12 protein-coding genes and 1 tRNA gene are annotated in these 9,871 nt (G+C 66.4%); 5 read left to right on the forward strand and 8 right to left on the reverse strand.

All coding sequences use genetic code 11. The annotated features are described in order from the left end of the window. Positions 1 to 50 precede the first annotated feature (50 nt). Positions 51 to 127: transfer RNA gene (locus tag BRX37_RS25165), tRNA-Met, on the forward strand. A 57-nt stretch (positions 128 to 184) separates the two neighbouring features. Here the strand turns inward: BRX37_RS25165 and BRX37_RS25170 are convergent. Continuing rightward, positions 185 to 1,405 carry a cytochrome P450 gene (locus BRX37_RS25170; RefSeq protein WP_125990165.1) on the reverse strand — a complete coding sequence of 407 codons (1,221 nt, stop codon included), beginning with the start codon at positions 1,403 to 1,405 and terminating at the stop codon, positions 185 to 187. An 11-nt stretch (positions 1,406 to 1,416) separates the two neighbouring features. Beyond that, complete coding sequence (locus BRX37_RS25175) at positions 1,417 to 1,740, reverse strand: 2Fe-2S iron-sulfur cluster-binding protein (protein ID WP_010336187.1); 324 nt, start codon at positions 1,738 to 1,740, stop codon at positions 1,417 to 1,419. A gap of 100 nt (positions 1,741 to 1,840) precedes the next feature. Between BRX37_RS25175 and BRX37_RS25180 the strand changes: the two genes are divergently transcribed. Continuing rightward, complete coding sequence (locus tag BRX37_RS25180) at positions 1,841 to 2,491, forward strand: TetR/AcrR family transcriptional regulator (RefSeq protein WP_234893031.1); 651 nt, start codon at positions 1,841 to 1,843, stop codon at positions 2,489 to 2,491. Here the strand turns inward: BRX37_RS25180 and BRX37_RS25185 are convergent. Further along, on the reverse strand, positions 2,488 to 3,573 hold the full coding sequence (locus BRX37_RS25185; RefSeq protein ID WP_125990167.1) for an alpha/beta hydrolase fold domain-containing protein: 1,086 nt from the start codon (positions 3,571 to 3,573) through the stop codon (positions 2,488 to 2,490). The genes BRX37_RS25180 and BRX37_RS25185 overlap by 4 nt on opposite strands. Before the next feature lie 82 nt (positions 3,574 to 3,655). On the opposite strand from BRX37_RS25185, the gene BRX37_RS25190 reads away from it, so the two are divergent. Further along, positions 3,656 to 4,111 carry a MarR family winged helix-turn-helix transcriptional regulator gene (locus BRX37_RS25190; protein WP_125990169.1) on the forward strand — a complete coding sequence of 152 codons (456 nt, stop codon included), beginning with the start codon at positions 3,656 to 3,658 and terminating at the stop codon, positions 4,109 to 4,111. On the opposite strand, the gene BRX37_RS25195 is transcribed toward BRX37_RS25190, so the two are convergent. Then, positions 4,108 to 4,722 (reverse strand): glutathione S-transferase, encoded by a 615-nt coding sequence (locus tag BRX37_RS25195; RefSeq protein ID WP_125990171.1) that lies wholly within the window; start codon positions 4,720 to 4,722, stop codon positions 4,108 to 4,110. The genes BRX37_RS25190 and BRX37_RS25195 overlap by 4 nt on opposite strands. Positions 4,723 to 4,759: 37 nt before the next feature. After that, positions 4,760 to 5,536 (reverse strand): SDR family NAD(P)-dependent oxidoreductase, encoded by a 777-nt coding sequence (locus BRX37_RS25200; protein WP_125990173.1) that lies wholly within the window; start codon positions 5,534 to 5,536, stop codon positions 4,760 to 4,762. Positions 5,537 to 5,692: 156 nt separating this feature from the next. Here BRX37_RS25200 and BRX37_RS25205 point away from each other — a divergent pair, with 156 nt between their 5' ends. Further along, the gene (locus BRX37_RS25205) at positions 5,693 to 6,601 is read left to right on the forward strand and encodes an SDR family NAD(P)-dependent oxidoreductase (protein ID WP_004209116.1); all 909 of its coding nucleotides are present in this window, start codon (positions 5,693 to 5,695) and stop codon (positions 6,599 to 6,601) included. An 86-nt stretch (positions 6,602 to 6,687) separates the two neighbouring features. After that, positions 6,688 to 7,080, forward strand: coding sequence for a group III truncated hemoglobin (locus BRX37_RS25210; RefSeq protein WP_125990175.1), 393 nt, complete (start codon positions 6,688 to 6,690; stop codon positions 7,078 to 7,080). Between the two features lie 30 nt (positions 7,081 to 7,110). On the opposite strand, the gene BRX37_RS25215 is transcribed toward BRX37_RS25210, so the two are convergent. From BRX37_RS25215 to BRX37_RS25225, 3 genes are all read right to left on the reverse strand, one after another. Continuing rightward, positions 7,111 to 7,899, reverse strand: coding sequence for a helix-turn-helix domain-containing protein (locus tag BRX37_RS25215; protein ID WP_125990177.1), 789 nt, complete (start codon positions 7,897 to 7,899; stop codon positions 7,111 to 7,113). 68 nt (positions 7,900 to 7,967) lie between these two features. Beyond that, on the reverse strand, positions 7,968 to 8,405 hold the full coding sequence (locus BRX37_RS25220) for a c-type cytochrome (RefSeq protein WP_010336197.1): 438 nt from the start codon (positions 8,403 to 8,405) through the stop codon (positions 7,968 to 7,970). Between the two features lie 49 nt (positions 8,406 to 8,454). Continuing rightward, positions 8,455 to 9,871 (reverse strand): AMP-binding protein (locus BRX37_RS25225; protein ID WP_125990179.1); only part of this gene is annotated, 1,417 nt, incomplete at its 5' end.

Genomic DNA, 9,871 nt, shown 5'->3' on the forward strand with positions numbered 1-9,871 from the left:
CGCAAAGCCGCCCTTTTTGCATGTCAGGGCCACACAAAAACGCCCAGTGTCGCGGGATGGAGCAGCCCGGTAGCTCGTCAGGCTCATAACCTGAAGGTCGTAGGTTCAAATCCTACTCCCGCAACCAAATCACACACACACGCCGCCTCGGATCTCCCCAAGGCGGCTTTTCTGTGTCCGCGCCTTACCAGGCCAGCGGAAGTGACCTGGGCCCAACCACTCCGCCAGGCCAGTAGCTGATCACCGCATCCGACCGAACCGCAAAGTCAGGAATGCGCCGCAGCCACTCCTGCAACGCTACCTTCACCTCCAGCCGCGCCAGATGCGCGCCGATGCAGCTATGCACGCCGCCGGCAAAGGCCAGGATCGGCTTGCGTGGCCGGTTGAAATCCACACGGGTCGGATCGGGAAAGACGTCCGGGTCGTAATTGCAGGCGGGCAGGATGCTGTTGAACTTGTCGCCCTTCTTCATCTGCACGCCGCGCATTTCCAGATCCTGGGTCAGGGTCCGGCCGGAAAAGGTAACGGAAAAGACCCGCAGCAATTCTTCCACCTGGGCATTGATCTGATCGGGATGGGCGATGATCTCGCGCCGCCGATCGGGATTTTGCGCCAGCCACAGCCAGATATTGTTGAGCGTCGCGAACACCGTGTCGAGACCGGCGATGAACAGGAAGAAGGTGAAGCCGAAAATCTCCCGCTCGCTCAGCGGTTCGCCGCCCGGCCGTGCCTGGATGATGGTGCTGATGACGCCCTCGTCAGGCCTGGCCGTCTTCTCGACGATCACCTGTGCCAGATAGGCTTCGATCCCGCGCATGGCGAGGCCGGCGGTCATGCGATCCTGCGAATGGAGCAGGTCGACCGCCCAGCCGACGAAGGTATCGCGCATCTCCTGCGGCAGGCCCATGAGATCAAGGAAGATCGACACCGGCAGCGGTCGGCCGAAGGCGGTGGTGAATTCCACTTCGCCGGCATCGATGAAGCTGTCGATCAGCTCGTTGGTCAGGCGACGCATATAGGCTTCAAGCCGCAGCACGCTTTGCGGCGAGAAGGTCGAATCGAGGATCGCGCGATATTTGCGGTGATGCGGCGGATCGATCTCCAGCGGGATAAAATGGAAATAATTATTGGGATCGCGCGGGAAGGGCGTGGCCCCGGCGGTGGTGAAATATTCCGGGTGGCGCAGCGCGAAAAAGGCATCCTCATGCTTGATCGTACACCAGCTGTTCCCGATCAGCGGATTGACGCTGTAGAAGATCGGCGGATGCGTTTCGTGCAGCTTGGCCATGAAGGCATGGGGCGCGGCGAGAAATTCCGGGCCGGTGGTCAGGCCGATCTCGCGCACGAGTTCGGGCGGGACATGGGCGGGAATGTCCATAGCGGGCGTCGCTTGGGCGGTTGCCATGATCGGGCTCCTCAATATTGCGCAGCGGGCAGATGGACGACCAGCCCGTCGAGCGCATCGCTGGCGATGATCTGGCAACTCAGGCGGCTGCTCGGGCGGCGCTCGCTGGCGGTGCATTCGAGCATGTCCAGCTCGGTCTGCGCAGGCGCGGGCAGACGGTCGGCCCAATCCTCCTCGACATAGCAATGGCAGGTCGCGCAGGCGAGGCCGCCGCCGCATTCGCCGACCATGCCATCCAGCCCCTCGTTGAGCGCTGCGCGCATCAGATTCTCGCCCGTCGGCACATCGATTCGATGCTCCGCGCCGCTGGCCTCGACAAAGAGGACCGTAGCCATCGCACTCTCCCATATATCTTCGTGATGAGAACGTTGTTCTTAATGCTGGCACTATAGTCGCGGGCTGCTAGATGGAAAGCGATTATTGCAGAGAGGATCGATGAGCATGTACCGGGCGCCGCAGACCGACGACGCGATCGCGGAACTGGACGATCGCAACCAGCAGATCGTCGCCGCCGCCTATGATCTGCTCGACGAGGAGGGGCTGGAAGGGCTGACCATCCGTGCCGTATTGCAGCGCACCGGGCTCGCCCGTCGGGCGCTGTACGATCGCTTTGCGGGCAAGGATGATCTGGTCCTGGCGGTGTTTGCCCATACACTTCGCCGCGCAGCGGAACAGTTCGGCGAACAGGTGCGCGACCTGCCGGATCCGCTGGCGCGCTTGCATCATATCGTGACCGCCATCGTCATCGGTCGCGCAGCCATTGATGGCGATTGGCAAGGCGGCCAGCGCCGGAGCGCGGCGCTCAGCCGCGAGCATCTGCGCCTGGCGGAGGCGCGTCCGGTCGAACTGCAAAAGGCAGTAAGCCCGCTCATCGACCTGATCGCCACGATCCTGTCCGAAGGCATGGCCGAGGGGCAGGTCCGCGCAGGACCGCCGTCGTGGATGGCGCTGCTCGTCTATAATCTGGTCTCGACCACCGTCCACAGCCAGTTGCTTGCCGAGGAGACCGCCATTCCCGACCGCCAGCGCCGATCCGAACTGGCGGTCGAGATATGGGAATTTTGCCGCCGGGCGATCGCGGCCTAGCGCGCCAGCTTCAGCCGATCGCGGAAGAAGGCGGTCATGACGTCGAAGGCTTCGCGCGATTCGGGCAGGGCGGGATCGTAGAAAAAGGCATGGCCCAGCCCATCCCACATATGCAGGTCGGCATCGACCCCGGCCTTGACCAGTTCGCGATGGGTGTTGACGGTCGCGCTCATCTCGAAGGCGCGGGTGCCGGTGATCAGCAGCGTGGGCGGAAACTGCTTCAGCGTCGTGGGTGACAGCGCCGGCGACACCAGCGGATCGCTGCGATCGATACCCTTGAAATAGGCGCGGACATCGTCGCGCGGGGGCAGCGCCTGGAAGGGCCGAGCAAAGCTCTGGCTGTCGCCGCCCCAGCGCGCATCGCCCGAAGCGCAGAAAATGCCGATCGCACCGGGCAGCGGCAGCTTCTCATGGATGAACCAGGCGATCGCCTCGGCCGTCAGCAATCCGCCGGCCGAACAGCCGAAGATGCCGATATCCTGCGGCTGGTAGGTCTTGAGCAGTGCGCGATAGACCTTGGTCACATCCTCGGTCGCGGCGGGCCAGACCGTCTCTGGCGCCTGGCGATAGGTGATGGAGAGGATCTCCACCCCGGCCAGCCCGGCAAGCGGGATCGATTCCATCATGCCGGTGCCGCCGGCTACGCCCATGTAGAAGCCGCCGCCCGGCAGGTTGAGCAATATCTTCCTGCGGTTGCCCGGTGCGACGCCAGCCGCCGGGGTCGCGCGAACGGCCGCTATGCCGGCGATCTGTTCCTCGCGCGTCGTCACCTTGTACATCGCTTTCAGCGCATCGATGCGTGGCGCGACCAGTTGCGGCATGCGCTGGCGCAGCGCACCGGCCTGCCCGGCGGCGACCGCGCGCATCATCGGCTCTTCGGGATCGGTCGGCGTGCGCGGCAACGCCTTCTTCGCCGCCTCGCTCAGATAGATGGAGGGGGGCAGGCGAAAGCCGGGGACATGGACCGTGCCATCCGGCTCGATCGCGCCGGAAGCCGCCGGGCTATCGGACTGTGGCGTCTGGGCCGCTGCCGTCCCGGCCAGGGCCAGCAGGACAAACGGCAAGGCGAATCGCATCGTCATGAACATCGCTCCTCTCCATCTTATATTATGGTATATAACATATCGACTTGAGCCGGCACGGCAAGGGGGCTAGAGCGGCGCGGTGACGATCGATCCCGACAGCGCCTTTATCGACCCGCTCGACGCGATGCTGGGCTTCCATCTGCGTCGCACCGCGGCGGCGGTCACCGGCGCGCTGGGCGAGGCGCTGGCCCCGCTTGGCCTCAATCCGGGCGAGGCGACCTTGCTGCGCCTGATCGGCGCCAATCCAGGGTGCAGCCAGAGCGATATCGCCCGTGCGCTGCGCGCCCAGCCGGCCAATCTGGTGCCGCTCATCAACAAGCTGGCGCTGTCTGGCCTGTTAGACAAGGGCGCGGGCAAGGGCCGTGCGATCCCGTTGACGCTGACGGGCGAGGGGCTGGTGCTGCACGACAAGGTCTGCGCGGCGTTCGACGCGCATGAGGCGCGGATCGGTCGCGCCATCCCGATCGAACAGCGCCGCGACGTCATCGCCCTGCTGCGCCAGATCTGCCTCGACGCCTGTTGCGGCCCGGCCTAATCGGCCTCCGCCTCCACCCATAGCGGGTGCCGCACCATGGCGCGGGCGAACAGCTCGGATTTCAGATGCCCGGCCAGCCAGCCGCGCAAAGCCGCCCAGGGCTGCGCGGCAAACCAGTCCGGCTCGACCGCCGCGAATTGCCGCACGAACGGAAAGATCGCCATGTCGGCCAATGTCCGCCGCGCGCCGCAAAGCTGGGCCTGATCCCGCAACCGCGCGTCCAGCGCGTCGAGCAGCCCGGCCGCCTCGGTCCGATGGGCGACCGGGTCGCTGCCATGGCGCTCGGCATATTTGTAGCGATCCAGATGCCGTTTGAACGGCCCGTCATTGGTCGCGATCAGCGCCGCGTCATCACCCGCCAGCCACGCCTCGGGATCATCCCGCCCCAGCGCCCAGCGCATGATCTCCAGACTCTCGTGGATCACCCGGCCGTCGGGCAGGACCAGCACCGGCACCGTCCCCTTGGGCGAGGCGGCGAGCATCGCCGCGGGCTTGGCGCGCAGCAGGATTTCGCGATGCTCGACCGCCTGCCCGCTCAGCAGCAACGCCAGCCGCGCGCGCATCGCATAGGGACAGCGGCGGAAGGAATAGAGGATCGGGACATCGGCCATGGCCCGCCCTAACCGAGCGGCCGGCCAAAGAGTAGCCTTACTCCGCCTCGACCCATGTCGTCGTCAGCGCGCGCGGCGAGAGATATTTGGTCGAGGTCCAGCCGCCATCCACGACGATCGTCTGGCCGTTGATGAAGGCGGCGCCGGGCGAACAGAGGAAAGCGATGGTGCTGGCCACATCCTCCACCTCGCCCAGCCGCGGGAAGGGGGTGGTCTCCACATTCACCCGCTTGAACATCTCGTCCTCGAACCGGTGGCGCACCATGTCGGTCATGGTGACGCCCGGCGCGACGCAATTGGCGCGGATGCCCTGCGGCCCATAGTCGCAGGCGATATGCTTGGTCAGCGCGTCCAACCCGCCCTTGGCCGCCGAATAGGCGCCGCCGCGTCGCCCGCCGATCACCGCATAAGTAGAGGTGACGTTCACGATGCCGCAGCCCTCGCCCATATGGACGATCGCCTCGCGCGCCAGGCGGAAGGGCGCGCGCAGCATCAGGTCCAGGAAGCCGTCCAGCGTGGCGTCGTCGGTTTCGTGCAACGGCTTGGGGCTGCCAGCGCCGGCATTGTTGACCAGGAAATCGATGCGGCCGAAGCGATCGAGCGCCAGCTGCACGATCCGCGCGGGCGCATCATCCTGCGTCACATCGATGGACAGGGTGGCGACCCGCGCCGGATCGCCGATTTCGCTCTCCAGCGTCGCCAGCTTGGCCGGATCGCGACCGATGCCGACGATCGCCATGCCGGCGTCATGCAGCATCTTCGCCGTGCAGAGCCCGATGCCGCTGCCTGCCCCGGTGATGATCGCTACCTGCATCTATCCTGTCCTCTACTCTGTCCTGCCCCGCTCTTATCCGCTTCGCCGGGCGTCGGCGAACCGCCGTGGCGATGCCTCGCCACCTTGGCTTGAACCCGCGCGCGCGCCGCGTCACCCCTGCGCCATCATCTGCATAATCCAGCGAAAGGCCCGCTCATGTCCGAACTGCGCTACGACGATCGCGTCATCGTCATCACCGGTGCCGGCAGGGGGCTTGGCCGCGCCTATGCGGAGTTGCTGGGCGCACGCGGGGCCAGAGTCGTGGTCAATGATCCGGGCAGCGCCGTGCGCGGCGAGGGGATCGATGCCGGACCGGCGGCCGAAGTGGTCGCCGCGATCAAGGCGCAGGGCGGCGACGCGATCGTCTCGACCGACAGCGTCGCCACGCCGGAGGGCGGCCGGGCCATCATAGAGGCTGCGCTCGACCATTATGGCCGGATCGACGGGCTGATCCACAATGCCGGCAATGTCCGCTACGGCTCGATGCAGGCGCTCAGCCAGGAGGATTTCGACGCCGTGCTCGACGTCCATCTGCGCGGCGCCTTCCATGTCGCCCGCGCCGCCTTCCCGCATATGTGCAAGGCCCGCTATGGCCGCATCATCCTCACCAGCTCGATCGGCGGCCTCTATGGCAATCGCGATTGCGTCAATTATGGCATGTCCAAATCGGGCATGATCGGCCTCAACAATGTGCTCGCGCTGGAGGGGGAGGCCGAAGGGGTCAAATCCAACATCATCGTGCCCGGCGCCGTTACCCGCATGGCCGAGGGGCTCGATATCTCCCAATATCCGCCCATGGGGCCGGAACTGGTCTCGCCGGTCGTCGCCTGGTTGGCGCATGAAAGCTGCTCGGTCACCGGCGAGATGCTGGTGTCGATCGCCGGCCGCGTCGCCCGCGCCTTCATCGCCGAAAGCAAGGGCGTGTATCAGCCCAGCTGGACGCCGGAGGATGTCGGCGCCCGGATCGACGCGATCATGGACAGCCAGGATCCGCTGGTCTTCGGGCTGGAGGGCCATGTCGACCATATCCGCTACAGCTTCGGTCGCGCCGTCGCGGGGGAATAAAGGCCGCGTTCCGATCGCATCCGGCCGGTCGAACCCCGGCGGTCGATGCGCTATGGATCGGGCATCCCCGTGCGGAGTCGGAACCCATGAAGGCGGAACGGATCGACGAGGCCAGCCTGCGCCTGCTGGTCGAAAGCTTTTATGCCCGCGTCCGTGCGGACGACCGGCTTGGTCCGATCTTCAACGACGCCGTGGATGACTGGCCGGCGCATATCGACCGGCTGGTCGATTTCTGGTCGTCGGTGATGCTGTCATCGGGCCGTTACAAGGGACAGCCCGTCCCGGTGCATATGGCGCATCGTGACCGGATCACGCCCGACCTGTTCGACCATTGGCTGAATCTCTGGTCGCAGACGACCGACGCCGTCATGGTTCCGGCGGCGGCCGCCGCCTTGCAGGGCAAGGCGCAGCGGATCGCGGAAAGCCTGCAACTCGCGCTGTTCTTCCGGTTGGGGGCGCCGCCGGCCGCGGGGGCATGAAGGGCGCGCAGATCCGCGCCCCTGTCCGCCTTATTCGATCGTCACGCCGACCACGCGCCAGGCCCCATTTTCGCGATCCAACGTCACCGTCTCGATCGCCTGCGCCTGGTTGGCGTAGCTGGCGCGGAACTTCACTACTTCATAGCCATGGGGCGGGGCGGGCAGTTCCTCCTGGCTCAGCAGGCTGCGCGACTGGAGGGCGCCGAACCGGCCGCGCATCGTCTGCGACACCTCGGTCCAGACCTGCACCGTATTGAGTTTCTGGAAAGCGCTGCCGGTGCCGCGATAGCTTTCGGCCCATTTGTCCTGGTCGATCAGCGCCAGCCATTGGCGCGCCGCATCGACGACCTCGGCATTATGGGCCTGGGCGGCGGCCGGCGTCGCTTGCGGCGTCGATTGTGGTGTGGGGGCGGCATCGGGCAGGGCGGCGAGCGCCAGCAGGCCAAGGACAAAAGTCATGAGAAGCACTCCAGGAAGGATCGGGCGCCGGCGATCGGCCGGCCCCACGCCGACGACCGGCGCCTCGTCCTGATCCGCTTCGACCGGGGCTGCGTCTGCCCCCAATAGCCTGTCCCCCAGAAAATCGGGGGGCGATGCCTCGGGCGCACCTTCGGCTTCCAGCAACAGCCGGGCGGCCTCGCGGCTGCTCGACACCGCCATCTTGCGCCGCGCGTCGCGCAGCCGTTCGTTGATAGTATGGACCGACAGGTCCAGGCTGCGCGCGATCGATTTCGCGTCATGGCCCCGGACCATCAGGCGCAGCGTCTGCTTTTCCTTCTCGGTCAGCGCCCAAAGGCCGTCTGTCATCCCGCTGGTCATGGCGCCAGATGTACGAACCCCCCGGCGTGCCAGCTACCCCAAAAAATTCGTATCTTTGGCGGGGCCGGTCAGTCCGACAGGCTGCGCAGATAGGCGATCAGGTCGGCGCGCGCGAGCGGGTCGGGGATGCCGCTGAACTGCATCTTGGTGCCGGGCACGAAGCGCTGCGGATTGGCGATCCAGGCGTCGAGCGCCTTGTCATCCCAAACGCCGCCCTTGGCGCGCAACGCGGCGGTATAGCCGAAGCGGGCGCTGTGCTGGCCGATCGGCTGGCCGTAAATGCCGTGCAGATTGGGTCCGCCGGTGTCGGGGCCGCCGGCGCTGCTGGTGTGGCAGGCGGCGCAGGTGCCGAACAGCCGGGCGCCGGCCTTGGCATCGGCCACCGTCATCAGCTTTTCCAGCGTCGGATTGGGGCCGGCCGCCTTCAACCGCTCGGCGCGGTGATCGTCGGCACAGCCGATCAGGCTCAGGGTCAGCAACAGGGCGGCGGAGGCGGGACGCAACATGGCGCGCCCATGCCCGATCGGCGGGCGCGCGGCCAGCGGACCAATTGTCCTACGACGTTGCCGGCGCGGCCTCTTCCACCAGCCGGGCGCGGATCTGCTGCTTCAGCACCTTGCCGGCGTCATTCTTGGGCAGGGCGTCCCACAGCGCCACCGCCTCGGGATATTTGAAGCGCGCGACGCCATGGCCGGCCAGATGCGCGGCCAGCGCGGCGACATCGGGTGTGGCGCCAGGGCGCGGCACGATCACCGCCACCGCCCGCTCGCCGGTGCGCGCGTCGGGGACGCCGACGATCGCGATCTCGGCAATGGCGTCATGGCCGACCAGCAGATCCTCGATCTCCTTGGGCGCGATATTCTCGCCATTGCGGATAATCAGATCCTTGATCCGGCCGGTCACCACCAGATGGTCGCCATCGGCCCAGGCGCCCTGGTCGCCGCTGCGATAATAGCCGTCCGGATCGAAGCTCGCGGCCTCATCCTCCTTGTGAATATAGCCGACCATCATCTGCGGCCCGCGCGCGCGGATCTCGCCATCCTCCGCGATGCGGACGGTGGCGATGCCGGGGCGGCCGTCGGTCTCGGCGGCATGGGCGACATCGGCCCGGTCGATCACGCCGACGGTCGTGACCGGCAATTCGGTCGATCCATAGACGCGGCTGACCACCGCCTGCTCGAAATAGGCGGCCGCCTCGCGGATCAGCGCCGGCGGCACCGACGCGCCACCACAGATGAACAATTTGAGTGCGGGCAGCCGCGTATCCGCCGCGCGCGCCGCCGCCAGCAGATGTTGCAGGAAGGGGGTGGCCCCGGCCATATGGGTGCAATCGGCTTCGGCCATGATCCGCACCGCATCGTCCGGGTTCCACTGTTCCATCAGGATCGCCGTCGCGCCCAGCAGCAGCGGCGTCTCGAACGCATAGATCGACCCGCCAATATGGCTGATCGGGGATGGCACCAGGAAACGGTCGCCCGGTTCGACCAGCCAGTGCCGGCCGATCTGGCGGATCAGCGCATTGATCGAATTATGGCTGTGCATCACCCCCTTGGGCCGGCCGGTGGTGCCGCTGGTATACATCACCATGCGCACCTCGTCGGCATCCAGCGCGGGCAGCGGCCGGCCGGTCGGGGCCGAAGACAACAGGGCGTCATAGGCGCAAACTTTGCCATCTTCCGCCCGGACGATGACGATCTCCGGCGGGTTTTCCATCTCCGCCGCCACCCGTTCCAGCATCGCGCCATAATCATGGCCGCGGAAGCGCTCCGGCACGAAGATCATCCGGCTGTCCACATCCGCCAGGATGAAACGCAGATCATGGTCGCGCAGCGACGGCAGGATCGGATTGGCGACCATGCCGGCGAGCGTCGCGCCCATGTAGATGACGGCCGCCTCCTGCCAGTTGGGCAGCATGAAGGATATGACGCTGCCGACAGGAACACCCAACCACAACCCCATGCCCACACCACGC

This window comes from Sphingomonas sp. S-NIH.Pt3_0716 (genome assembly GCF_003950715.1).
Classification (GTDB): Bacteria; Pseudomonadota; Alphaproteobacteria; order Sphingomonadales; family Sphingomonadaceae; genus Sphingobium; species Sphingobium yanoikuyae_A.

Coding starts and splice junctions, on each gene's coding strand:
- BRX37_RS25170 (WP_125990165.1), bottom strand. CDS start 1,405: ATGGCAACCGCCCAAGCGACGCCCGCTATGGACATTCCCGCCCATGTC.
- BRX37_RS25175 (WP_010336187.1), bottom strand. CDS start 1,740: ATGGCTACGGTCCTCTTTGTCGAGGCCAGCGGCGCGGAGCATCGAATC.
- BRX37_RS25180 (WP_234893031.1), top strand. CDS start 1,841: ATGAGCATGTACCGGGCGCCGCAGACCGACGACGCGATCGCGGAACTG.
- BRX37_RS25185 (WP_125990167.1), bottom strand. CDS start 3,573: ATGACGATGCGATTCGCCTTGCCGTTTGTCCTGCTGGCCCTGGCCGGG.
- BRX37_RS25195 (WP_125990171.1), bottom strand. CDS start 4,722: ATGGCCGATGTCCCGATCCTCTATTCCTTCCGCCGCTGTCCCTATGCG.
- BRX37_RS25200 (WP_125990173.1), bottom strand. CDS start 5,536: ATGCAGGTAGCGATCATCACCGGGGCAGGCAGCGGCATCGGGCTCTGC.
- BRX37_RS25205 (WP_004209116.1), top strand. CDS start 5,693: ATGTCCGAACTGCGCTACGACGATCGCGTCATCGTCATCACCGGTGCC.
- BRX37_RS25210 (WP_125990175.1), top strand. CDS start 6,688: ATGAAGGCGGAACGGATCGACGAGGCCAGCCTGCGCCTGCTGGTCGAA.
- BRX37_RS25215 (WP_125990177.1), bottom strand. CDS start 7,899: ATGACCAGCGGGATGACAGACGGCCTTTGGGCGCTGACCGAGAAGGAA.
- BRX37_RS25220 (WP_010336197.1), bottom strand. CDS start 8,405: ATGTTGCGTCCCGCCTCCGCCGCCCTGTTGCTGACCCTGAGCCTGATC.